Genomic DNA, 23,299 nt, shown 5'->3' with positions numbered 1-23,299 from the left:
CGCTCAGCGGCGGACCAGCAGGAGCAGGCCCGCGGCTAGCAGGGCCGCGGCGGAGGCGGCCAGCCACGCGCCCGGCAGGCCCGCGAACTCGGCCAGCAGGCCGAACAGCAGCGGGCCCAGGCCGCCGCCGAGGAACACGCCGGCCTGGCTGATCGACGTGGCGCCGGCGACCCGGTCCGGAGCGGTCCGGGCGACCGCGAGGTTCAGCAGACCCGGCCACGCCCAGCCCGCGCCGAAACCCACCACCACGCCGAGCAGGAACAGCGGCGGGATCTCCAGCGCCAGCAGCGCGTACCCGAGCGAGCCCGCGACCAGCATCCCGGTGATCACCCGCACCAGGTCCGGGTTCCAGCGGTCGGACGCGATCCCGGACAGCAGCCGGGTGCTCAGCCCGAAGACCGATCCCAGCGAGAGCACGAGCCCCGCCGACCCGGGGCTGAAACCCACGTCGACGGCGGCGGTCGTGACGAACGCGCCGAGCGAGTTCGCCGCGGCGGACCCGAGCCCGCCACCGACCGCGAAAAGCAACAGCATCGGCAGACCCGCGTTCCGGCCGTCCGCGCGTCCACCGCCGGCCGGGCGCCGCGCCTGTCCGATCGACGGCACGGTGAGCGCGGCGGCGAGACCGAGCAGCCCGGCGAAGGCGAAGACCCAGCGCCAGCCGATGGTCAGCGCCACCAGCGGCACCGAGATCCCCGCCAGCATCGTCGCGACCGGGATCGCGGACTGCTTGACCGCGAAGCCGAGTCCGCGCCGGTGCACGGGCACGCCTTCGACGATCAGGACGTTCGCGGCGGGCTGGCCCAGCGAGTTCGGCACGCCCGACAGCCAGAGCAGCGCCAGGAACCAGCCGGTGCTGTCGGCAGCGGCGAGTCCGAACAGGCACAGCGAGCTCGCGCAGGCCGCAAGCCGCAGCCCGGCCCGGTGTCCGATCCGCTCGACGACCCAGCCCATCGCCCGCGAGGACAGCGCGGCCACGCTGAAGAATCCCGCGGCGGCGACCCCGAGCAGCGCGGCTCCGAACCGGAACTCCTGCTGCAGCTGCACGGCGAGCCCGCCGAACAGGAACACCGGGCAGGTCCCGACGCCGACCACGGCGATCACCGAACCGAGCACCTGCCAGGTGCGGTCCGCGACCGACATCGGTCCTCCTCTGTGCCCTGCGGGACACCCGCACCCGGTCGGCCCGACGAGCCAGAAGAAGAGCGTGGCCCATCGGTCCTCCTCAGTGGGAACCTGGTCCCCACCAGGCTCGACCGCCGCCCGTTCGAGGGGCAACGAGGACGTGACCGACACCTCGTCGGAGATTTCGCCCCCGAATGCCGCTTGACGGCGACCCGGCACCGGGCCACTGTCAAGATCGTGGTCCTCGCACCCGGTGCCGGTCTTCCTTCTTCCCGGATTCCCGATCTGGTGCTGCTCGACGCGGTCGAGCTCTCCTGGCTGATCCGCCGCCGGGAGGTCTCCTGCGTCGAGGTGATGCGCACCTACCTGGAGCACATCGACCGGTTCAACCCGCTGGTCGACGCGATCGTCTCCCGGGCCGACGACGAAGGGCTGCTCGACCAGGCCAAGCAGCGCGACGAGGCCCTCGACCGCGGCGAGTACGCGGGCTGGATGCACGGGTTCCCGATCGCGGTCAAGGACCTCACCGACGCCGCGGGCTTCCCCACCACCAAGGGGTCGCCAATCCTGGCCGGGCAGGTCGCCGAGTCCGACGGCCTGGTCGTCGAGCGGATGCGGTCGGCGGGCGCGATCGTCATCGGCAAGACCAACGTGCCGGAGTTCGGGCTGGGCTCGCACACCTTCAACCCGGTCTTCGGCACCACCGTCAACCCGTTCGACCCGGCGCGCGGCGCGGGCGGCAGCAGCGGCGGTGCCGCGGCGGCGCTGTCGCTGCGGATGCTGCCGGTGGCCGACGGCACCGACTTCATGGGCTCGCTGCGCAATCCGGCGGCGTTCTGCCACGTCCTCGGCCTGCGCCCGAGCTTCGGCCGGATTCCCGAGCCCGGGTTCGTCAGCAACCCCTCGGTACCGGGCCCGATGGCCAGGACCGTGCGCGACCTGGCCATGCTCCTGTCCACTATGGCCGGTCCGGACGAGCGCGCCCCGCTCAGCGCGGAGCAGGACCCGGCGCTGTTCACCGGCGCGCTGGAGCACCACGCCGGCTCCCCGCGCATCGGGTGGGTCGGCGACTTCGGCGGCTACCTGCCGACCGAACCCGGTGTGCTCGACGTCTGCGAGTCGTCGTTCGCGGTGTTCGAGGAGATCGGTTGCGTCGTCGAACCGGTCGAGCGCGAACTGCCGGTCGAGCGGGCCTGGCAGACCTTCCTGCTGTGGCGGCACTGGATGCTGGGCGAGTCGCTGACCGAGCACTACCGCGATCCGGCGCGGCGCGAACTGCTCAAGCCCGAGGCGCGGTTCGAGGTCGAGGGCTACCTGCGGATGGGCATGTCCGACGTGGCCGCGGCGTGCGAGGGCCGCGACAGCTGGCACGCGCAGGTGGCGGCGTTGTTCGACGACTACGACTTCCTGCTCGCCCCGAGCACCCAGGTCTTCCCGTTCGACGCGGCCAAGCGCTGGCCGGACGAGGTCGGCGGGCGCGCGATGGACACCTACCACCGGTGGATGGAAACCACCGCGCCGTGGACGCTGTCCGGCCACCCGGTGCTGAACCTGCCCGCCGGTTTCAACGCCGCCGGGCTGCCGACCGGCGTGCAGCTCATCGGGCGCAACCACGCCGAATGGCCGCTGCTGCGACTCGCCTGCGCGTATGAACGTGCCAGCGACTGGGTGCACCGGATCATCCCGCCGCCGCTACGTTGAGCGGGCACTGATCCGTCTCTCGGAAGGCAGGGCAGCCGATGGGAACCGAGGTCTTCTCCCTCCAGGGCAGGGTCGCGCTGGTCACCGGCGGTGGCCAGGGAATCGGCCTGGAACTGGCCAGGTCGCTGAGCTCGGCCGGGGCGCACGTGGTGATCGGCGAGATCAACCCGGAGACCGGCAAGCGCGCCGCCGACGAGGTCGGGGGCGAGTTCCGCGCCCTGGACGTCACCGACTCGCGGGCGGTCGCCGACGTGGTCGGCCGGATCGTCGCCGACCACGGCCACCTCGACGTCTCGGTGCACAACGCCGGGATGGTGCGCAACGAGCCCGCGGAGTCCATGCCGGACGAATCGTGGCGGTCCGTGCTGGGGCTCAACCTCGACGCGGTGTTCTGGTGCTGCCGCGAGGCGGGCAAGGCGATGCTGGCGCAGGGCTCGGGGTCGATCATCAACATCGCGTCGATGTCCGGGCTGATCTCCAACCACCCGCAGCCGCAGGCGTCCTACAACGCCTCCAAGGCCGGGGTGATCATGCTGACCAAGTCGCTGGCCGGGGAATGGGCCGGGCGCGGGGTCCGGGTCAACTCGATCTCGCCCGGCTACACCGGGACCGAGCTGCTCCGGTCGGTCGAGACGACCCAGCCGGAGTGGTACAGCACCTGGATCGCGCAGACCCCGATGGGCCGGGTCGCCGAACCCCGCGAACTCGGCCCGGTTGCGGTGTTCCTCGCGTCCGACGCGAGCAGCTTCGTCACCGGCAGCAACCTCGTCGCCGACGGCGGTTTCACCGTCTGGTGAACCGGTTTCGCGCGGGGCCGCCCTTCCGGCCACCCCGCGCGAGACCGTCGCCCCGGTCAGGCGTTCAGGGTCCAGCTGTCGAGCGTGCCGGTGTCCTGGGCGTAGACGTCGCGCACCCGGAGCTGCCAGGTGCCGTTGGCCGTCTCCGCCGAGGCGTCGACGGTGTAGGTCTCGTGCACGTCGGCGGCGTAGTCCCAGCCGTCGGCCTGCTTGAGGTTCCACGACCGGCCGCTGGGCGAGATCAGGTCGATGACCAGGTCGCCGCGGTAGGTGTGGGTGATGTCGACCTGGACGGCCAGGTCCGCGCGGGCCTGGCCCGCGCAGTCGGAGACGGTGACCGGGGAGAGCACCGCCGGGCCCGCGTCCGGGATCGGCACCGCGGCGGAGCTGCTGGCCGGAGCGCAGCCGGTGGGCGGCTGTGTGCCTCCGGAACCGGTGTAGAGCAGCTGGTTCGGCGAGCCGATCCTCGGGTCCTTGACCGCGCCCGGGGTGGACGCGGCGACCAGCCCGGAGCTGACCTGCGCCGGGGTCGCCGACGGGTTGGCGGCCAGGTACAGCGCCGCCGCGCCCGCTACGTGCGGGGTCGCCATCGAGGTGCCGCTGATGGTGTTGGTGGCGGTGTCGCCGCTGTGCCAGGACGAGGTGATGTCCACGCCCGGGGCGAAGAGGTCCAGGCAGGTCCCGTAGTTCGAGAAGCTGGCCCGGGTGTCGGTGTTGTCGGTGGCGCCGACGGTGATCGCCTCGCGGGTGCGGGCCGGGGACGAGTTGCAGGCGTCCTGCGGGTTGCCGAACATGTCGCCGTTGCCCGCGGCGACCGCGTAGGTCACCCCGGAGGCGACGGAGTTGCGCACCGCCTGGTCCAGCGTGCTGCTGGCGCCGCCGCCGAGGCTCATGTTCGCCACCGCGGGCTTCTGCGCGTTCGCGGTCACCCAGTCGATGCCCGCGACGACCCCGGCGGTGGTGCCGCTGCCGCGGCAGTCCAGGACCCGGACGCCGTGGACGGTCACGCCCTTGGCCACGCCGTACTCGGAACCGCCGATGGTGCCCGCGACGTGCGTGCCGTGCCCGTTGCAGTCGGTCGCGTCGTTGTCGTTGTCGACCGCGTCGAAGCCGTGCTTGGCCCGCCCGCCGAAGGTCTGGTGGGTGATGCGCACACCGGTGTCGATGACGTAGGCGGAGACGTTGTCGGCGGTGGTGCTGTAGTTGTAGGTCCGGTCCAGCGGCAGGTTGCGCTGGTCGATGCGGTCCAGGCCCCAGGAGGGCGGGTTCGGCTGGGTGCCGGAGGCGTGCACCCGTTTGTTGGCCTCGACGTAGGCGACCGCCGGATCAGCGGCCAGCCTGCGGGCCTCCCGCTCGTCCATCGTGGCCGAGAAACCGCGCAGAGCGGAGCGGAACGTGCGGTCCAGCTGCCCGGTGAACCGGGAAAGCAGGTTCGTCGCGATCGACGGCACGTCGGCGGACTGGATGTGCGGAGCGTCGGAGAGGACGACGAGATAGCTGCCGGGGATGATCTCCCCGCCGCCGGAGTCGCGGATCTGGCCCTCGGCCTGTGCCGGGAGCGCGGTCGCGGTGGCCAGCACGACTCCGGCGACCGCGGAAAGGGCGATGCCGACCGGACGTCGGCGCCAAGGAGCTCGAACTCGGTTCATGGAATTTCCCCTCATGCAGAGGTGCCCGGGGTGGAACCGGGCAACCAGGGAACATGAAGAACACTCGCTTGAGCAGGGGAAATATGACACCGGCAGGGCCGCGAAACAACCGCCGATCCAGGTGAGATAGCGTGCGATGCGGTCAGACGGCGCGGCTTTCCCGCCTTTGCACGCCAAACCGCATTGCTTCGACTCCGAAAAGAAACGAATCGTCAACCAGAACTTGACGATGAGCCGCTATTTCCGGAGAAGCACCCCGACGGCTATTTCCGGAGTAGCGCCCGGCTCGCCGTCTATCCGGAGCAGCGCCCCGGCCGCATCCGTCCACTGTGGACCACCGGGGCGCCCGCCGCTCAGCCCCGGAAGGCGGACAGCCCGGTCATCGCCTGTCCGATGGTCAGCGCGTGCATCTCGCTGGTGCCCTCGTAGGTCAGCACCGACTCCAGGTTCGTCATGTGCCGGATCACCGGGTACTCCAGGGAAATCCCGTTCGCACCCAGGATGGTGCGCGCGGTCCGCGCGACCTCCAGCGCTCCGCGCACGTTGTCGAGCTTGCCGAAGCTCACCTGCTGCGGCAGCAGCTTCCCGGCGTCCTTGCGCTTGCCGAGGTGCATCGCGAGCAGGCGGCCGTTCTGCACCCGCACCGCCATGTCGGCCAGCTTGCCCTGGGTGAGCTGGAACCCGGCGATCGGCCTGCCGAACTGCTCGCGGCTCCCGGCGTAGTCCAGCGCCGCCTCCAGGCAGGCGCGGGCCGCGCCGGTCGCGCCCCAGACGATGCCGTAGCGCGCCTCGTTCAGGCAGCTCAGCGGACCCCGCAGCCCCTGCGCGCCGGGCAGCTCGGCCTCGGCCGGAAGCCGGACGTCGTCGAGGACGAGCTCGCTGGTGACCGACGCGCGCAGCGAGAGCTTCTGCTTGATCTCCGGCGCGGAGAAGCCGGGGGCGTCGGTGGGGACGACGAAACCGCGCACGCCGTCGTCGGTCTGCGCCCACACGACCGCGACGTCGGCGATGCTGCCGTTGGTGATCCACATCTTGCGCCCGTTGAGCACCCAGTCCGAGCCGTCGCGGCGGGCCGCGGTGCGCATCGACGCCGGGTCCGAACCGTGGTCGGGCTCGGTCAGGCCGAAGCAGCCGATCGCCTCGCCCGCAGCCATCCGCGGCAGCCACTGCTGCTTGTGCTCCTCCGAACCCCAGCGCCAGATCGCGAACATCGCCAGCGAGCCCTGCACCGACACCAGCGAGCGCAGCCCCGAGTCGCAGGCTTCCAGCTCCTCGCAGGCCAGGCCGTAGTCGACCGCCGACATCCCGGCGCAGCCGTAGCCCTCCAGGTGCATGCCCAGCACGCCGAGCTTGCCGAGCTCCCGCGCCAGTTCCCTGGCCCGGGGGAATTCGCCGCGCTCGAACCACTCCGCGACGTGCGGCAGGACGTGGTCGCGGCACAGCGCGCGGACGCTGTCGCGGATCGCGAGCTGCTCGGCGCTGAGCTCGTCGTCGATGCCCAGCGGGTCGCGGGGATCGAAGGCGGGGCGGGAACCGCTGGTGCTCATCGGGTGGTCCTCCTTGACCGGGTTCTGGCGGTGGTGCGGGACGGTGCTGTCAGGCGGGTGGGGCGCCCGCGTCCGGATCGGACAGCCAGGCGCGGATCCGGTCGCCGTGCTCGCCGAGCCGTGGCGGCGGGGACGGCTTCGCGCTGGCCGAGTCGGAGAAGTCGATCGGCATCCGCGCCTGCATGATCGCGCCGTCGCCGGGGTCGACCATCGGGCGCAGCCCCAGCGACTCCGCGTAGTGCACGGCGCGGGAGAGGTCGTTGACCTGGCCGCAGGCGATCCCCGCCCGCTGCAACCGGTCCTGCCAGTCCGCGGCCGTGCGCGCGCCGAGCACGTTCTCCAGCCGTTCGGCCATGCTCGTGCGGTTGGCGACGCGCTGGGCGTTGGTGGCGTAGCGCGGATCGTCGGCCATGCCGACCAGGCCGAGGGTTTCGGTGAGCCTGCGGAACTGCACGTCGTTGCCGATCGCGACGGCCAGGAACGCGTCCTCGCAGCGCAGGGTCTCGTAGGGCGCGATGCTGGGGTGCCGGTTGCCCATGCGCTCCGGGGCGACGCCGGTGGCCAGCAGCCCGCTGAGCTGGTTGACCAGCGAGCCCAGCAGGCTGGACAGCAGGTTGACCTCGACGTGCTGGCCGCGGCCGGTGGTCTCCCGCTGGCGCAGCGCCGCCATGATCCCCAGCGCGGCGTCCTTGCCGGTGAGCACGTCGACCAGCGCGACGCCGACCTTGGTGGGCGGACCGTCCGGATCGCCGGTGATGCTCATCAGCCCGCCGAGGGCCTGCACGACGAAGTCGTAGCCGGGGAGATCGGCGCCCGCGCCGCTGCCGAAACCCGAGATCGACGCGTAGACCAGCCGCGGGTTGAGCGCCTGCGCGCTGTCGTAGTCCAGGCCGTGGCGGGCCAGCGAACCCGGCCGGAAGTTCTCCACCAGGACGTCGGCGCGGCGCACGAGCTCCCTGGCCGCTTCCCGGTCGGCGGGATCGGCGAGGTCGAGCGCGATGCTGCGCTTGCCCCGGTTCACCGACTCGAAGTAGGACGAGCTGTGCTCGGTCCACGGCGGACCCCAGCTGCGGGTGTCGTCACCGGTGCCCGGCCGCTCCACCTTGATGACGGTCGCGCCGAGGTCGGCCAGCAGCATGGTCGCGTACGGGCCGGCGAGCACCCGGCTGAAGTCGGCCACGACGACGCCGTCCATCGGCAGGCAACGCTCCACGACCGACCACCTCCGCTGGACAGGGTTCGGGCTGCTGGACAGGGTTCGGGCTTGCGACGGCACGAAGTTGGATCCAATATACAGTTGTCGATCGACGGGTCAACCGGGAAAAGCGGAGGCACTGCTGCCGGTCACCCGTAAGATCGATTCACCTCCCCGGCCGCTCTGGAGTGCGATGCGACGCCCACCCACCACCCAGGAGTTCGTGCTCGAAGAGCTGCGCAAGGCCATCGTGGCCGGCGAACTCGCGCCGGCGCAGCCGATCCGGCAGGACACCATCGCGCAGCGGCTCGGCGTCAGCCGGGTGCCGCTGCGGGAGGCGCTCAAGACGCTGGAGGCCGAGGGCCAGGTCGTCTACCAGCCGCACCGCGGCTACTCGGTGGCGGAGCTGTCGCTGAGCGACCTGCTGGAGGTGTACCGGATGCGGGAGCTGCTGGAGTCGGAGGCCGCCCGGGTCGCCGTCGACCAGCTCACCGCCGCCGACCTGGAGCGGATCGACGACGCGCGGCGGGACGTCGAGGAGGCCTCCGCGGGCGGTGACCTGGTCGCGATGATCGGGGCGAACCGCCGGTTCCACTTCGCCCTCCTGGAACCGGCGCGGATGCCGCGCCTGCTGCGCGTGGTGCGGACGCTGTGGGACGCCACCGACGCCTACCGCGCGGTGTACTACAACTCCGACGTCAACCGCACGCGCGTGCACCACGAGCACCAGGTGATCGTGGACGCGGCGGCCAGGCGGGACGCCCCGGAGGTCATCCTGCGGCTGACCGAGCACCGGCAGCACGCCGTCGACGCGCTGCGCGCCACCATTTCCCAGGACTAGTCAGCATCGGGATGCGCTTCAGAAGGTGATGAGGATCTTGCCGAGCAGGCCGCCGGCTTCGAAGCGCTCGTGGGCGGCGCGGATGTCGGTGTACGGGTAGCGGGCGGCGATCCGCAGACGTAGTTCGCCGGTGTCGACGAGCCTGGCGAGATGCGCGAGGTCGGTGGCGTTCTCCTGGACGTAGCTCTTGCGGGCGCCGGGCACGTCGGGCAGGGGGTGGTCGGCGATGGAGACGTAGCGCCCGGGGGCGAGGGCGGCGGCTGCGTCGATGCCGGCCGTGTCGAGGATCACCGGATAGCGGCCGTGGGGCAGGTCGTCGCGGCGGTGCCAGACCTGCTGCGCGCCGAGCTCCCGGGCGGCGTGTTCGTGTCCGGGCCGGGAGACCAGGGCGTCAGCGTGAGCGCCGGTCCGACGGGCGAGCTGGACGGCCAGGCCACCGACCGCCCCTGCCGCGCCGATGACCAGGATCCGCTCCCCGGCGGTCAACTCGGCGGTGCGCAGGGCCTGCAGGGCGGTCACCCCGGCCAGGGGCAGGGCCGCCGCGTCGGCCAACGGCACCGTGGTCGGCGCGGCGGTCACCAGGTGGCCGGGCAGGGCCACGTGCTCGGCCCAGGTACCACGGCCGGTGGCGATCTGCGCGGACATGGCGATCACCGGCTTGCCCACTTCGTGGGCCGGGTCGGTGCTGGCGACGATGCGGCCGGAGAGGTCCCAGCCGAGCGTGGCAGGCAGCGGCGGGCCGACCTGCCAGGCGCGGGTTTTCCAGTCCACCGGGTTGAGGCTGCTGGCCGTGGTGTGGATGAGGACTTCGCCAGCGGCGAGGGTGGGTTCAGCGATCTCGCGGACGGTCAGGACGTCGGGGCCGCCGTGGCGGTCGATCCGGACGGCATGCATGGTCAGGAGAAGACCTTCCGGGGGAGGGGGTTGGTGATTCAAGCGGCGGTGGAGACCGCGGCGCTGTCGGTACTTGAGGCGGTACGGGTGCGGGGCAGAGCCAGGTAGGTCAGGGCCAGGCCGGTCAGGCTCAGCACGGCCCCGGCCAGTCCGGTCCACCTCAGCGCGCCCGCGGCCACGAGGAGCCCGCCGAGCGCGGAGCCGACGGCGGCGCCGAGGTTGAACGCGCCGACGTTGACCGAGACCGCCAGGTTCGGGGCCGCCCCGGCGTGGCGCAGGATCAGGCCCTGCAGCGGGGCGATGGTGGCGGTGGCGAGCAGGCCCAGGACGAGGACGGCAAAGACGGCGGTGGGCTGCCAGGCGGCGGCGAACGGCATGGTCACCAGTACGCCGGTCAGGCCGCCGAACACGCCGCGCACGGTCGCGGACATGGACTTGTCGGTCAGCTTGCCCGCGGCCAGGTTGCCCAGGAAACTGCCGGCGCCGTAGGCGAGCAGCAGGGCGGAGACGGCGGCCGGAGCGAAGCCGGCGACCCGAGTGAGCAGCGGTGCGATGTAGGTGAACACGACGGCGACGCCGGAGAAACCGACCGCGGTGGTGGCGATGGCCAGCAGCACCGGCTTGCGGGTCACCACCCGCAACTCGTCGCGCAAGCTCGTAGTCGGCGCCTGCTGCCTGGGCAGCACCAGCGCCAGCAAGGCGACGGCGGCCAGGGTGAGCGCGGTGAGCACCGCGAACGGGGCGCGCCACCCAGCGGCATGCCCCAGCAGCGAACCCAATGGCACCCCGAGCAACGTGGCCACGGTGAATCCGGAGGCCACGGCGGCAATGGCCGAGCCGGTCCTCTGCTCGGGCACCACGCTCGTGGCCATCACCAGCGCCAGCGCCAGGAAAGCGGCGTGGCTGAGCGACGAGATCACCCGCCCGGCCAGCAGCATCCCGAACGTGGGGGCCAGCGCGCTGAGCGCGCTACCGGCGGCAAACAGCAGCATCAGACCGAGCGCCAGACCCTTGCGAGGCAGCCGCGCGGTCGCCATGGTCACCACGGGACCGCCGATCACCACCCCGAGCGCGTAGGCGGTGACCGTCTGCCCGGCGGTGCCCTGTGTCACCTGAAGATCAGAACCGACCTCGGGCAGCATGCCTGCGACCAGGTATTCCGACGTGCCGACCACGAAGACGCTCGCGAACAAGGCGGCGAGCGAGGCGAAGCTCTTGCTCATGCCCGAGACGCTAGAGTTTCACATCGATGTGAGAGTCAAACGGAATTCCGCAGCGTCTTGGCCTGCGACAACTAGACGACGGACTCCAGTGTCTCCAGCGCCCGCACCAGCGGCGCCAGCTCGGGAACCTCGGCGGACTCGTCCAGCGCTTCGCGCAGGGCCGTGTCGTGGGTGGGCCGGGCGCGCGCGAGCAGCTGCTGTCCCGCCTCGCTGACCTCGGTGTAGATGCCCCTGCGGTCGTCCTCGCACAGGTAGCGGCGCAGCAGGCCCACCTTCTCCAGCCTGGTCACCAGCCGGGTGGTCGCGCTCTGGCTGAGCACGACCGCGTTGGCCAGCTGCTGCATCCGCATGTGCCAGCCGTCCTGCCGGGACAACACGTCGAGCACGGTGAACTCGCTGACGCTGAGGTCGTGCTCGGACTGCAGCGCGCGTTCGATCCGGACATCGATCCGCGCGTGCAGCGCGGCCAGGGCGCGCCAGCCCTGCGCGCGCGCTTCGGCCGCGTCGTCGGACAGGGACATCGCCGAACCTCCCGGAGTGCTGGACGCCCCAGCCTAGCGCGCTTGAAATAGAACGCGCGTGCAATTACTAGGCGGTTCGCCGGATCGCCGCGTAGAGCAGCATGTCGCGCCGGATGCCACCGATCTCCTGGTGGCTGCGAAGCAGGCCCTCGCGCTCGTAACCAGCGGTCTCGGCAACGCGACACGAAGCGCGGTTCCTCGGCTCGACGTACAGCTCGATCCGGTGCAGTTCGGCGATCGACCACGCGAACGAGGTCATCGCCTTGAGCGCCGCACTCGCCACGCCCCTGCCCCGATGCGCGGGAGCGACCGAGTAACCCGCCGTCGCACGGCCAGCCGGCCCTCGTACGGGTCCGCGCCCAGTTCGAGGGCCAGCGACCTGTCCTCGTCGACGAACTCGCGCAGGAAGACCGAGCCATGGGCCGGTGACACGACTGGCCAGGAAAGCCGTTGCGCAGTCATCCCAGCAGTGCCGCCGCTGCCTTGCGCGCCTGTGCCGCAGCACCGTCGATACCCGCGGAAGCGGCGACGGTGACACCTTCGTAGAGCAGCAGCGCGCTCTTCGCGAAGTCCTCGGGATCGGCGACCCCGGCCTCGCGCGCGAGATCGGCGAAGTAGTCGCGCATCCAGTGCTTCTGCCCCACCACCACGGCATGCGCCGGGTGGTCGGCCGACGGCAGTTCCGCGAGGGCGTTGACGAACGCGCAGCCCCGGAAGTCCTCGCGGTCCATCCACGCCGCCAACGCGTCGAACGTGCCGAGGAGCCGATCGGTGGCGCTGTCGCCGCCCCACTCGGCCAGCCAGTCCCGCCAGCGCTGGTCGCGTTCGGTCAGGTACGCCGTGACCAGCTGGTCCTTGGAGCCGAAGCAGGCGTAGAGGGTCTTCTTGGTGACCCCCGCTCCGGCCGCGATGGCCTCGACCCCGACCGCGTGGATCCCCTGCCGGTAGAACAGCTCGGCCGCCACGTCGAGCACGCGCCGTCCGGCGGGCGTCAGCTTCTGCATGCCATCACTATACCGACCGGTGGGTTGACATCGCATCGGAACGAGTGCTGAAGTAACCACACCGGTCGGTATACCTAAGGAGGACGTGATGCGCGCAGTGCTGCTCACCGGGTTCGGCGGCCCGGAGAAGCTGGAGTACCGCGAGGACGTGCCCGATCCGCACGCCGGGGCGGGTGAGGTGCGCGTGCGGGTGGCCGCGACCGCGATCAACAACACCGACGTCTGGACCCGCGAAGGCGCCTACGGCTCGCCGGACGACCCGGCCGCCAGCGCGGGCTGGCGCCGCGAACCGCTCCGGTTCCCGCGCGTCCAGGGCGCCGACGTCGTCGGCCGCGTGGACGAGGTCGGTGCCGGAGTGCCGGAATCCCGGCTGGGCGAGCGGGTGATCGTCGATCCGATGCTCTACACCGGCGGCGAGCTGGAACTGGTGACCACGGACTACCTCGGCAGCGAACGCGACGGCGGGTTCGCCGAGTACGTGACCGTGCCCGCACAGAACGCCCACGCGATCGACAGCGCGCTCGGCGACGCGGAACTGGCCACCTTCCCCACCGCCTACGCCACCGCGATGCGCATGCTCAACCGGGCGGAAGTGCGGGCGGGAGAACGGATCGCGGTCACCGGAGCGTCCGGCGGAGTCGGGTCGGCGCTGATCCAGCTCGCGACCGCCCGCGGCGCGGAGGTCATCGCGATCACCAGCGCGGCCAAGCGGTCGCAGGCGCTGGAGCTCGGTGCGCACGACGCCGTCGACCGCGGCTCGATCGACAGGGTCGGCGAGGTCGACGTCGTCGCGGACGTGGTCGCGGGACCGCACTTCCCGGCCCTGCTGCGGAGGCTGGCCCCGCTCGGCCGTTACGTGGTCGCGGGCGGGATCGCCGGGCCCGTCGTGGAAACCGATCTGCGGACGGTCTACCTGCGGCAGCTGCGGCTGATCGGCTCGTCCTTCGGCACGCACGAGGACTTCGCGCAGCTGGTCGGCCACATCACCGCGGGCGAGCTCAGGCCGCTGCTGGCGGGCACGTATCCGCTGCGCGAACTGCGCCGCGCGCAGGAGGACTTCGCGGCCAAGGCGTTCTTCGGCAAGCTGGTGGTGACGCCGTGCTGACCGGCGACGCGATCGTGGCCGGTGCCCGGCTGGCCTACCGGTACACGCCGGGCGACGACACGCTGGTCCTGCTGCACGGCACGCCGTCGCATTCGTTCATATGGCGCAACGTGATCCCGGACCTCGAAGCGAGCGGGCGGGGCGTGCTCGCCTACGACCTGCTCGGGTTCGGCGCGTCGGAACGGCCGGTCGGCAGGGACACGTCGGTGACCGCGCAGGCGGGGCTGCTCGGCGAACTGCTGGCGCAGCTCGGGATCGAGCGCTGCACGCTGGTCGCGCACGACATCGGCGGCGCGATCGGCCAGATCTTCGCCACGCGGCACCCCGAGCGGGTCGCGAAGCTGATGCTGATCGACTCGGTCAGCTACGACTCGTGGCCGTCGGAGACCTGGCGGCGGATCATCCGCGACCACCTGGCCGAGCACGCGGCCATGCCGCAGGCGGAGTTCGAGCGGATGCTGACGGGCCAGCTGGCCATGACGGTCACCGAGCCGATGTCCGCCGAGGTCCTCGACGCCTACCTCGCCCCGCACCGGACTCCCCTCGGGCGGGCGTCGTTCTTCGAGCACCAGGTCCGCCACTACGACTCGGCACCGACCGAACGGGTCGCGCCGCTGCTGCGGACGCTGCGGATGCCGGTACGGATCCTGTGGGGCGAGGACGACCGGTGGCAGCCGCTGTCCTACGCCCGGCGGCTGGCCGCCGACATCCCGGGCGCGGAGCTGGTGACGGTGCCCGGCGCGGGCCACTTCCTGATGGAGGACCGGCCGCGCCGGGTCGTCGAGGAGATCGGTCAGCTGTAGTCGTAGAAGCCGCGGCCGGACTTCTTGCCCTTGAGCCCGGCTTCGACCATCCGCTTGAGCAGCGGCGGAGCGGCGTAGAGCGGTTCGGCGTACTCGTCGTACATCGAGTCGGCGATGGCCTTGAGGGTGTCGAGGCCGACCAGGTCCGACAGCGCCAGCGGACCCATCGGGTGGGCGCAGCCCAGGACCATGCCGTTGTCGATGTCCTCGGCGCTGGCGTGGCCGCCCTCGTACATCCGGATGGCGGAGAGCAGGTAGGGCACGAGCAGGGCGTTGACCACGAAGCCGGAGCGGTCGGTGGCCCGGATCGTCTGCTTGCCCAGCTGCTCGGTGGCGAAGGCCGACGCACGCTCGACGGTGTCCTCACTGGTCAGCAGCGAAGGGACGAGCTCGACGAGCTTGAGCACCGGGACCGGGTTGAAGAAGTGGATGCCGATGACCTTGTCCGGCCTGCCGGTGGCGGCGGCGAGCTGGGCGATCGGGATCGAGGAGGTGTTGGAGGCCAGGATCGCGTCCGGGTCGGTGACGATCTCGTCCAGGTCGGTGAACAGCTTGGTCTTGAGCTCGGCGTTCTCCGCGATCGCCTCGATCACCAGCTGGCGGTCGTCGAGGTCGGCGACGGTGGTGGTGAAGTGCAGCCGGGACTGGGCCTGGTCGCGGTCCGCCTCGGTGATCTTGCCCTTGTCCACCGCGCGGTTGAGCGACTTCCACAGCCGGGAGCGGCCCGCGCGGGCGGCCTCGTCGGTGACCTCGACGACGATCACGTCGAGCCCGGCCAGCGCGCTCACCTCGGCGATGCCGGACCCCATCAACCCGGCACCGACCACACCCAGGCGTTCGATCTTCGTCACCACACCGATCCTTCCGCTCGGACTCCACGGGCGGGCTCGCCCGGTGCGGCAGATCATGCCAAAAAGAAGGGTTACCGACCGGTAGACCGTGCGCTACGCCACCGTGGAAACCGGTCCTGAACGCCGAAAACAGGCCCTGAACGCCGAAACGGGGCCAGGCACGACCCTCGCCTGACCCCTCGGCATCGAACCCCCCACGTCCGATCCCTGACCCCGAAGTATTTTCAGATTACCCCACGGCCCGGGCGGCGGTCACGAGCGCCCCGCCGCGCCGGGGCGGCGCCCACGGGGCGGGATGGTGGGTGTTTGGGCTGGTCATCGGAACCAAGGCGCCGACGCGTCACGACGCTGCCGCGCGGCCACGCTCAGCGCAGCCCGCGTGACGCCGACCCGCTCTGCACCTGGGCCGACCGAGTGATCAACGACGAAGCCGGCTCGGCGGAGATTCCGGGCCGTCTAGCCTGCTCGCGCAACGCAGTCTGGGGGGACCATGCCGGGATTGCGGACACCCGGCACCGGGCCGAAGCCCGAACACGGCCCGGATTCGGGAGATTCCGCCGTGTCCGCCCAGCTGCAGGCCATCCGCGATCGAGGATGCCCTGGGGAGATGACGTCACCGAATCCGCTGCCTCACCAACCGGTGAGCGAACAGGCCCGCCCCGCGCGTGGGCGGCGAGTGATGGTGGTGATCTGCGCGTCGCTCCAGTCGGCCTGGTGCGCAGTCCTGGCGTTCCTGCTCGTCATCGCCTACCAGCCCCCGCAGGGAGACTGGGACCATTCCGGGCTCGCGGCGATCACCGGCATGGCGTTCGTGGTGGCGGTCCTCGGCGTCATCACTGTGCTCGTCGACCTGGTTCCGCTCTTGTTGAAGTGGTTGAGCTGGAAGTGGCTGCTGCTCCCGGCCGTCCTCGTCGTTCTGGCCGTCGCGCGGGTCGTGCACCTCAGTTCGGCCTACCCGGCGTCGTGATCCTCACCGCCCGAACCGCCCCGCCCGGATGGCGGCGACGAAACCGGCCCAGGCCTCCGGCCGGACGCGCAGCGTCCCGCCGGCCGGGTCCTTGCTGTCCCGCACCCCGACGGCGTCCGGGGTCAGCGCCACCTCCACGCACTGACCGCCGTTCCCCCCGCTGCGCGAGGGCCTGCGCCATCGCATCGGCCGCGTTCCTCCCGTCGTCACAGCTCTTTCACCAGGCCGGTCAGGAAGTCCTTCGTCTTCTTCGGCGTGCACGCGTGCTTGCGCACCCGGTCGAAGACCTCGGTGTAGGCGCTGATGTCGCGCGGGCGGTCCAGGTACGTCGCGCCCACGTTGTTCTCCAGGTACACCGCGTCCATGTCCGGGTCCTCCTCGAAGCCGAGCAGGGTGAACGGGGAGACCATCGCCGGGTGCGCGCCCGCGCGGAACGGCAGCACCTGGAGCGTGACGTGCGGGAGCCTGCTCATCTCGATCAGGTGCTCCAACTGCCCGCGCATCACCCTCGTGCCGCCGACCTGCCTGCGCAGCGCGCCCTCACCGACGACCGACACCAGCGTCGGCGGGTCGCCGCCGGTGAGGCGGTCCTGCCTGGCCTGGCGCTGGTCGACGTAGCGCTCGACGTCGAAGTCCGAGCGCTCCTCGTGGAACGCGACCGTCACCGCCTTGATGTAGCCGGGCGTCTGGAGCAGGCCGTGGACGAGCTCCGGGTCGTAGGTGCGCAACTCGCTCGCATCGGTCTCCAGACCGACGTAGTCGCGGAACCAGTCCGGGACCGAGTCCCCGTAGGCGGTCCACCAGCCGCGCTGGTTGGCCTCGCGGGCCAGCCGCAGGATCGCCTCCGACTCCGGCGACCGCACGCCGTAGAGCTGGGTCAGCAGCCGGACGTGCGCGACCTTCGGCGCCTGCTTCCCGTTCTCCACTTTGGACACCGTCGCCTGCGACACCTCCAGCCACTCGGCGACCTCGCGCGAGGACCTGCCCGCCTCGGCCCGGAGCCTGCGCAGTTCCCGGCCGAGCTGCCTGCGGCGGATCGTGGGGCCGGTCATGCGGCGATCTCCCCTCTGCTTTTCCCACTGCTGCGGCAAGTCTGCCGGACCGGAATGCGGCGGCACACCGACATCACCCGAACGATGAATGACAGACGAATATTCACGCTGATACGTTCCTCGCGCCGGTCGCCTTCCTCCCCGTTCTCCGGGTGGCCGGATGACCCGCCCCGGCGACTCCGCTCCCACCCCGAGCCGGGGCGGGCCGAAAATCCTTGCCCACGCCGATGATTCGGGCCGTCAGCGAAGTTCGAGAACCCGCACCCCGAACGGCGGCAACTCCACTTCTTCCACCGGATTTCCGTCCAACTCGCGCAGAACTCCCGAAACCGTAGGAACCACGGTGACCGGCTCGGGATTCTGCCCGACCAGCCAAGCAAAACGCCTGCCCGATTCGTGCTCCAGGACGTCGGCGAACACGGCCGGATCGGCAACGGTCACCGGACGGGAAATCCCCGCGACCTCGGCCAAAGCCGCATAGATCCGGTACGTGTCCTCGGGATTCACCCGCGCGTTCGTCGCAGCGAAGTGCTCGACCGGATACGTGCACAGCACCGCCTGACCGCTCCCGGAGGTGTGGCGAAGCAGCGCCGGTCTTCCCCGGGCATCGGTGGCCACCACTTCCGCGCCACGCGGCTCAACCGGGAGGTGGGCACGGCTGTGCTCGTTGCCGCCGACGCGGAAGCGCAGCACTTCTCCTGCCGCGATGCCGCCGAAATCCTCGACGAAGGTGAACTCGACCTCGTTGTCCTCGACGGAGTCGACCAGTCCGTACGACAACTGCTTCTCGATCCCGAACGTCTCGTCCAGGTAGGGCAGCCACGAACTCCTGTGGTGCGAAACCTCGCCCGCGCAATACGACAGGTAAAGCACCGCGCCATCGCGGACGCGCTGACGCAGTTCCTGCCAGGTCGGCCCTTTCAACTGCTTCACGCATGGAAGCAGGTACAGCGCGCAGTCGTCGATCCCGTCCCGCTCCCTGATGAAACCGACCGGCAGATCAGCCTCCCGCGCGGCGACATAACCCTGTTGCAGGGATCGGAAGATCAGCGGCCGGTCGTCGTCCTGGCTGTACGGATAGCCGCGCTCCAGGTACTCGCTGACCACCAGGCCCGCCGACGCGTCGGTCCGCCGGCAGCGCGGGAAGTCCACATCAGACAACACCTGCGCGAAGGAATTCAGTTCCAGCAGCGGGGTTTTGGGCGCTCCGGAGCTGTCCGTGATGCCGAAGTGCATTTCGAACGGGTGGTGCGAGTACGGCTCCTGCGCCACCAGGTCGTCGTAGTCGGTGTTGTTCCACGCCAGCCACCCGGTGGCCCCGGCCAGCAACGAGGTGTGCAGGGTCTGCCGGTAGTAGTGGCCGGCGTTGCGCGCCGACACCATGTCGCTGGAGAGCCCGAACTCCTCCAGCACCACCGGTTTCCCCGCCACCGCCGAGAGTTCGCAGATGAACGCGGCGTTGAGGTGCTGGCGCACCGGATCGTCGTCGATGCGGTAGACGTGCGGCCCCGTGAAGTCGACCAGCGCGCCGGTTTCCCGCACCGAGAAACCGTTGTCCACGCCGGTGACCTCGATGCCCCACGCGCCGTCGCCCAGCGACACCGGCTGCCGCGCTCCCCCGGCCCGCACCGCCTGCACCATCAGCTGCGCCCAGCTCGCGACGTGCTCGGCCGGTGCCGCGGGTTCGTGCCGCAGCCTGCCGTAGATCGGCATCTCGTTGCTGATCAACCACGCGGCGACCGCCGGGTGCTCGGCGAAGCGCTCGCTCATCCGCTGCACGAACCACGCCTGGCGGCCGACCATCCACACGTCGGCGTACAGGTCGCGGCCACCGCGCCACGGCGGATCCCAGTTCGCGCCGGACATGTGGCCGACGATGAAGGTCGGGATGGACGACATGCCGGTTTCCACGTGCGCGTCGAGGAAATCCGCGAAGTGCGCGACCTTCTCCTCGTCGATGCGGTCGGGTTCGGGCATGAAGTCGGGCCAGTAGAAGAAGGACCGGGTCTGCCGCAGCCCGTGCTCGGCGAGCACCCGCAGCTCGGAGCGGACCACGCCGGGGTCGTAGCCGCGCCACATCAGCGGCCCGCCCGCGCGCGACCAGAAGTTCGCTCCCAGCCAGACGACCGGTTCGCCGCCGACGACGAGCTTGGCGGAGTTGCGCCGCATCGGACCTCCCTACTTCACCGCCCCCGCGGTGAGTCCCTGCACCAGATATCGCTGCAACAACAGGAATCCGGCCACGACCGGGACGCTGACCACCAGCGACGCCGCCATGACCTCGTTCCAGTAGACCGAGGATTCGGTGGAGTACTCCCGGAGCCCGACCGCCAGCGTGCGCGAGTCCGAGTCGGTCATGATCGAGGCGAACAGGGTCTCGCCCCACGCGGTCATGAAGGCGTAGACGCTGACCGCGGCGATTCCCGGCCTGGCAGCCGGAATCACGACCCGCCACAGCACGGTCAGCGGCCCCGCGCCGTCGATGCGGGCGGCCTCGTCGAGTTCCACCGGGATGGAGTCGAAGTAGCCGACCAGCATCCAGATCGAGAACGGCAGCGAGAACGTCAGGTAGGTGATGACGAGCCCGAGGTGGCTGCCCTGGAGCAGGATCCCGGTCGCCTGGCCGATCGCGGCGTAGATGAGGTACAGCGGCAGCAGGAACAGGATCCCGGGGAACATCTGCGTCGACAGCACGGTGATCCGGAACAGGTCCCGGCCGCGGAAGCGGTAGCGGCTGATCGCGTACGCGGCGAACAGCGCGATGAGCACCGACGCCGAAGCCGCACCCGCGGCGACGATCGTGCTGTTCACGAAGTAGTCCGCCAGCGCGACCGTCGACCACATGTCGACGAACGGCTGGAAGGTCACCACCGACGGCCACCACTGGAAGGTGTCCCGGACGTCTTCGAGCGGTTTGATCGCCGAGGTCACCATCACGTACAGCGGCAGGCCGGTGAACAGCACCAGCGCGGTCAGCCCGGCGACCCGCAGCAGCCGGAACCAGGTCGGCTCACGCACGGCGCCTCCGCGAGGTCACGGCCAGGTAGCCGGTGGTGACGACCAGCAGGAACAGCAGCAGCAACGTCGACATCGCCGATCCCAGGCCGAAGTTCCAGGTGAGGAACGAGTTCTGGTACACGTGGATCGACACCAGGTTCGCCGCCGACGGCACCGACTGGTCGAACAGCGTGTACGGCACGTTGAAGTCGTTGAACGTCCACAGGAACAGCACCAGCAGCAGCACCTGGGTCACCGGCCGCAGCATCGGGACGGTGATGGTCCGGAACCGCTGCCAGATCCCCGCGCCGTCCACCGCCGCGGCGTCGTAGACGTCCTCGGGGATCGACTGCATGCCCGCCATCAGCGCGAGGAACGCGAACGGCCACAGCCGCCAGACCCCGGTGACGACGAGGCTGGCGAAGGCGTTGTCGCCCAGCAACCAGAAGGTCTCGGTGCCGAGGACGGTGTTCACCATGCCGTCGCCGCGGTCGAGCATGAACTTCCAGATCATCACCGCCGTGTAGACCGGGAGCGCGTACGGCACCAGGAACAGCGCCCGCAGCACCCCGCGGCCGGGGAAGCTCCGTTGCAGCAGCGTCGCCGCGAACAGCCCGAGCGCCCAGGACGTGGTGACCGTGATCAGCGAGAACGCGGCCGTGACGCCGAAGGAGCGCAGCAGTTCCGCGCCGACGGCGCCGTTGAAGTCGACCGCGAAGCGGTAGTTGTCCAGCCCGGCGCTCGGTGCGTTCAGCCAGTCCCGGAGGAAGAACTGGTTGAGCTCCAGCACGCTCATCCACAGCCCGCCGAGCATCGGCACCAGGTGCACCAGCAGTTCGAACAGCAGCGCGGGCGCGAGCAGGAAGTAGGGGACGAACCGGGAGCCGGTCATCGCGGCCCACCGCTGCCGTTCATCTTCTGCTCCGCGTCGGCCAGCGCTTCCCGCACGTCCTCGCGGTGCACCGGGTTCCCGGTCGCGGCCCGCGCGAACAGGTCCCGGATCGCGGCGCCGACCGTGGTCTCGAACCGGCTCTCGGTCGGGATCATCGGCATGGGCTCGGAATCCTCGGCCAGCACCTCGGCGAACGTCCGGTCCACCGGCGCCCGCGAAGCCGGGTCGTCGTAGGCGTCCTCGACGACCGGGAGCGTGCCGTAGGCCTGGCTCAGGATCCGCTGTTCCTCCGCGCTGGTAAGGAACTCGACCAGCCGGAGCGCGTCCTCGCGGCGCGGGCTGTCCTCGAAGACGGCGACGTTGGTGCCCGCGACGTGGCTGCGCACCGGAACTCCGCCCGGTGGCAGCGAATCCGGCACCGGCATCGGGACCACGCCGTAGGCGTCGTCGGGCAGGTCGCCGGAGCGCATCGCGGCGCGGGCGCTGTTCTGCGCCAGCAGCATCGCGGCCCGGCCGTTGACGAACGCCGAGACGGCCTCCGAGGTCGTCCCGGTCTCGGCGTCGTCGGTGCTGACCACCCGGTGGCCCGCCATCAGGTCGACGTAGCGCTGGACCGCGTCGACCGCCTGCGGGGAGGTGAAGGTGGCGTGGCCGCGCTCGTCGACGAAGTGGATGCCGTGCTGGCGGCCGAAGATGAACGCGAAGTGCGCGTTCTCGGTGTAGCTGGCGCCCGCGAGGGTCAGGCCCCAGCGGTCCCGCGCGGGATCGGTCAGCCTGGCCGCGACGTCGACGAACTCCGCCCAGGTGCGCGGGGGTTCGGTGATCCCGGCCTCGGCGAACATGCGCTTGTTGTAGAACAGCCCGTAGGAGAGCCCGTAGAGCGGGACCGACGACGGTGGCCTGCCGGGCATGCCGGTCGAAGTCATGCTGCTGGCGACGAACCGGTCCCGGCCGCCGAGCCGCCGCATCAGCGCGTCGTCGAAGGTGACGAACCCGCCGGTGGCCTGGAGCGAGGCGGCCCAGGAGTTGCCCAGGTTGACCACGTCCGGGCCGACCCCGGAGGTCGACGCGCCGAGGATGCGGTTGAGCAGGTCGGCCCAGGAGACCACCTCGACCTCGACCCGGATCCCGGTGCGCGCGGTGAACTTCGCCAGCTCCGGGCGCAGGATCTCCAGGTCCTGCTCGGCGCTGGAACCCTGGTTGCTCGCCCAGTAGGTGAGCGTCGGCTCCGGAGGCGGCGGCGCGCACGCGGTGAGCAGCACGAGCACGACCGCGGCGAGCGCCCGGACACCTGTGACTCGGCTCACGCGGCCCAAGCTAGGATCTGAACCCGTTCAGCTGAAGAACCGTTACCTTCCCGTGATCCAACCTGTCCGGTTTTGACCGGCGGAAGTTCGTCATACCGGCCCACCGGTACCGGTCGGTGTGGTGGGGTGAACTATGGCCGAAGCCGAGCGGATGCCGGGCCCGGAGGCGATCACGGAGTTCTGGAGCTGGTGGAACCGCATCCGGGAGCCGTTGGCGGAGGCCATCCGCGCCGACCGCGCGCAGGAGTTCGTGGAACCGCTGCGCGACCGGCTCGGCGCGCTGCACCCCGATCTCCGGTTCTCGCTGCGGCCCGGACTCCAGGCCGCGCACGCGCTGAGCATCACCGGCGCCACCCCGAGGGCCGACGACATCGCGCACACCGTGCTCGACGGCGCGCCCGCCGACGACGAGCACTGGGAGTACAGCGGCCTGTCCCTGCCGGTCGCCGACCCGGCCACCATGACCTGCGTCGTCGGCGACCTGACGATCGAGATGAGCGGGGCGCGGGTGGCGGTGGAGCACTTCCCGGACCTCGGGGCCGTCGTCGTGCAGTTCTTCCACCCGGTGCTGGCCGGGCTGGCGCCGGAGCTGGTGGAGGACGTGCTCGACAGCGCGCTGTCGGCGGTGGTCGGCCGCGTCGAGCCCGCGCGGACCCGGATCATCGCGATGCACGTCGAGCGGGAACCCGCCGACGCATTGGACCTCTCCGAGCTACGCCTCTTCCTCGACCGGTTGGTCTGAGGTGTCGTGTTGCGAAGGGCTTGCTTGGCGGTGCGGGTGGCGGAACCTCAGGCGCCGCCTCGCTGCGGGATCTTTTTCCGACGTAT

23 protein-coding genes are annotated in these 23,299 nt (G+C 70.8%); 7 read left to right on the top strand and 16 right to left on the bottom strand.

The genetic code is table 11. The features are described 5' to 3' along the window. Positions 1-3 precede the first annotated feature (3 nt). The gene (locus tag ABD691_RS20170) at positions 4-1,143 is read right to left on the bottom strand and encodes an MFS transporter (RefSeq protein ID WP_344681951.1); all 1,140 of its coding nucleotides are present in this window, start codon (positions 1,141-1,143) and stop codon (positions 4-6) included. Between the two features lie 219 nt (positions 1,144-1,362). Here ABD691_RS20170 and ABD691_RS20165 point away from each other — a divergent pair, with 219 nt between their 5' ends. Together ABD691_RS20165 and ABD691_RS20160 are read left to right on the top strand one after the other, a co-directional pair. Further along, the gene (locus ABD691_RS20165) at positions 1,363-2,826 is read left to right on the top strand and encodes an amidase (RefSeq protein ID WP_344681950.1); all 1,464 of its coding nucleotides are present in this window, start codon (positions 1,363-1,365) and stop codon (positions 2,824-2,826) included. A gap of 38 nt (positions 2,827-2,864) precedes the next feature. Next, positions 2,865-3,623, top strand: coding sequence for an SDR family NAD(P)-dependent oxidoreductase (locus tag ABD691_RS20160; RefSeq protein ID WP_344681949.1), 759 nt, complete (start codon positions 2,865-2,867; stop codon positions 3,621-3,623). A gap of 56 nt (positions 3,624-3,679) precedes the next feature. Here the strand turns inward: ABD691_RS20160 and ABD691_RS20155 are convergent, their stop codons facing one another. The 3 genes from ABD691_RS20155 to ABD691_RS20145 all read right to left on the bottom strand — a co-directional run bounded on the left by ABD691_RS20155 (position 3,680) and on the right by ABD691_RS20145 (position 8,032). Beyond that, complete coding sequence (locus ABD691_RS20155) at positions 3,680-5,272, bottom strand: S8 family peptidase (RefSeq protein ID WP_344681948.1); 1,593 nt, start codon at positions 5,270-5,272, stop codon at positions 3,680-3,682. Positions 5,273-5,625: 353 nt separating this feature from the next. After that, on the bottom strand, positions 5,626-6,819 hold the full coding sequence (locus tag ABD691_RS20150; RefSeq protein WP_344681947.1) for an acyl-CoA dehydrogenase family protein: 1,194 nt from the start codon (positions 6,817-6,819) through the stop codon (positions 5,626-5,628). A 49-nt stretch (positions 6,820-6,868) separates the two neighbouring features. Further along, positions 6,869-8,032 (bottom strand): CaiB/BaiF CoA transferase family protein, encoded by a 1,164-nt coding sequence (locus tag ABD691_RS20145; RefSeq protein WP_344681946.1) that lies wholly within the window; start codon positions 8,030-8,032, stop codon positions 6,869-6,871. Positions 8,033-8,207: 175 nt separating this feature from the next. On the opposite strand from ABD691_RS20145, the gene ABD691_RS20140 reads away from it, so the two are divergent. Further along, positions 8,208-8,855, top strand: coding sequence for a GntR family transcriptional regulator (locus tag ABD691_RS20140; protein ID WP_344681945.1), 648 nt, complete (start codon positions 8,208-8,210; stop codon positions 8,853-8,855). A gap of 18 nt (positions 8,856-8,873) precedes the next feature. Here ABD691_RS20140 and ABD691_RS20135 read toward each other — a convergent pair whose 3' ends face one another. From ABD691_RS20135 to ABD691_RS20115, 5 genes are all read right to left on the bottom strand, one after another. Further along, positions 8,874-9,749 (bottom strand): NADP-dependent oxidoreductase, encoded by an 876-nt coding sequence (locus ABD691_RS20135; RefSeq protein ID WP_344681944.1) that lies wholly within the window; start codon positions 9,747-9,749, stop codon positions 8,874-8,876. Positions 9,750-9,787: 38 nt separating this feature from the next. Continuing rightward, positions 9,788-10,972, bottom strand: coding sequence for an MFS transporter (locus tag ABD691_RS20130; protein ID WP_344681943.1), 1,185 nt, complete (start codon positions 10,970-10,972; stop codon positions 9,788-9,790). A 71-nt stretch (positions 10,973-11,043) separates the two neighbouring features. Next, on the bottom strand, positions 11,044-11,493 hold the full coding sequence (locus ABD691_RS20125; RefSeq protein ID WP_344681941.1) for a MarR family winged helix-turn-helix transcriptional regulator: 450 nt from the start codon (positions 11,491-11,493) through the stop codon (positions 11,044-11,046). 67 nt (positions 11,494-11,560) lie between these two features. Beyond that, complete coding sequence (locus ABD691_RS33765; RefSeq protein WP_425565125.1) at positions 11,561-11,998, bottom strand: GNAT family N-acetyltransferase; 438 nt, start codon at positions 11,996-11,998, stop codon at positions 11,561-11,563. Continuing rightward, entirely contained in the window at positions 11,952-12,497 is a 546-nt protein-coding gene (locus ABD691_RS20115; protein WP_344681937.1) for a TetR/AcrR family transcriptional regulator, read from the bottom strand. Before ABD691_RS20115 ends, ABD691_RS33765 begins: the two co-directional genes overlap by 47 nt. 88 nt (positions 12,498-12,585) lie before the next feature. On the opposite strand from ABD691_RS20115, the gene ABD691_RS20110 reads away from it, so the two are divergent. After that, the gene (locus tag ABD691_RS20110) at positions 12,586-13,602 is read left to right on the top strand and encodes an alcohol dehydrogenase family protein (protein ID WP_344681935.1); all 1,017 of its coding nucleotides are present in this window, start codon (positions 12,586-12,588) and stop codon (positions 13,600-13,602) included. Further along, a complete protein-coding gene (locus ABD691_RS20105; protein WP_344681933.1) occupies positions 13,596-14,405 on the top strand; it encodes an alpha/beta fold hydrolase in 810 nt (269 codons plus the stop codon). The genes ABD691_RS20110 and ABD691_RS20105 overlap by 7 nt, the downstream gene beginning before the upstream one ends. Here ABD691_RS20105 and ABD691_RS20100 read toward each other — a convergent pair. Continuing rightward, complete coding sequence (locus ABD691_RS20100; protein WP_344681931.1) at positions 14,396-15,256, bottom strand: 3-hydroxybutyryl-CoA dehydrogenase; 861 nt, start codon at positions 15,254-15,256, stop codon at positions 14,396-14,398. The two genes, ABD691_RS20105 and ABD691_RS20100, sit on opposite strands and share 10 nt — an antisense overlap. Positions 15,257-15,896: 640 nt before the next feature. Here ABD691_RS20100 and ABD691_RS20095 point away from each other — a divergent pair. Next, positions 15,897-16,223: a hypothetical protein gene (locus ABD691_RS20095; protein WP_344681929.1), complete on the top strand. Its 327-nt coding sequence runs from the start codon at positions 15,897-15,899 to the stop codon at positions 16,221-16,223. A 3-nt stretch (positions 16,224-16,226) separates the two neighbouring features. On the opposite strand, the gene ABD691_RS20090 is transcribed toward ABD691_RS20095, so the two are convergent. The 6 genes from ABD691_RS20090 to ABD691_RS20065 form a co-directional block, all read right to left on the bottom strand. Beyond that, positions 16,227-16,409 (bottom strand): DUF397 domain-containing protein, encoded by a 183-nt coding sequence (locus ABD691_RS20090; RefSeq protein ID WP_344681927.1) that lies wholly within the window; start codon positions 16,407-16,409, stop codon positions 16,227-16,229. Between the two features lie 20 nt (positions 16,410-16,429). After that, a complete protein-coding gene (locus ABD691_RS20085; protein ID WP_344681925.1) occupies positions 16,430-17,275 on the bottom strand; it encodes a helix-turn-helix domain-containing protein in 846 nt (281 codons plus the stop codon). A gap of 240 nt (positions 17,276-17,515) precedes the next feature. Next, positions 17,516-19,444, bottom strand: coding sequence for a beta-galactosidase trimerization domain-containing protein (locus ABD691_RS20080; RefSeq protein ID WP_344681923.1), 1,929 nt, complete (start codon positions 19,442-19,444; stop codon positions 17,516-17,518). Between the two features lie 9 nt (positions 19,445-19,453). Next, a complete protein-coding gene (locus tag ABD691_RS20075; RefSeq protein WP_344681922.1) occupies positions 19,454-20,293 on the bottom strand; it encodes a carbohydrate ABC transporter permease in 840 nt (279 codons plus the stop codon). Further along, entirely contained in the window at positions 20,286-21,164 is an 879-nt protein-coding gene (locus tag ABD691_RS20070) for a carbohydrate ABC transporter permease (protein ID WP_344681921.1), read from the bottom strand. The genes ABD691_RS20075 and ABD691_RS20070 overlap by 8 nt, the downstream gene beginning before the upstream one ends. Beyond that, a complete protein-coding gene (locus ABD691_RS20065; protein ID WP_344681919.1) occupies positions 21,161-22,471 on the bottom strand; it encodes an ABC transporter substrate-binding protein in 1,311 nt (436 codons plus the stop codon). Before ABD691_RS20065 ends, ABD691_RS20070 begins: the two co-directional genes overlap by 4 nt. Positions 22,472-22,604: 133 nt before the next feature. On the opposite strand from ABD691_RS20065, the gene ABD691_RS20060 reads away from it, so the two are divergent. After that, positions 22,605-23,213 carry a hypothetical protein gene (locus ABD691_RS20060; RefSeq protein WP_344681917.1) on the top strand — a complete coding sequence of 203 codons (609 nt, stop codon included), beginning with the start codon at positions 22,605-22,607 and terminating at the stop codon, positions 23,211-23,213. Positions 23,214-23,299 lie beyond the last annotated feature (86 nt).

Source organism: Saccharopolyspora taberi, assembly GCF_039534165.1.
GTDB classification, from domain to species: Bacteria; Actinomycetota; Actinomycetes; order Mycobacteriales; family Pseudonocardiaceae; genus Saccharopolyspora_D; species Saccharopolyspora_D taberi.
The sequence above is the reverse complement of the archived record's forward strand: the minus strand, read 5'-3'. Positions and strand labels throughout refer to the sequence as shown.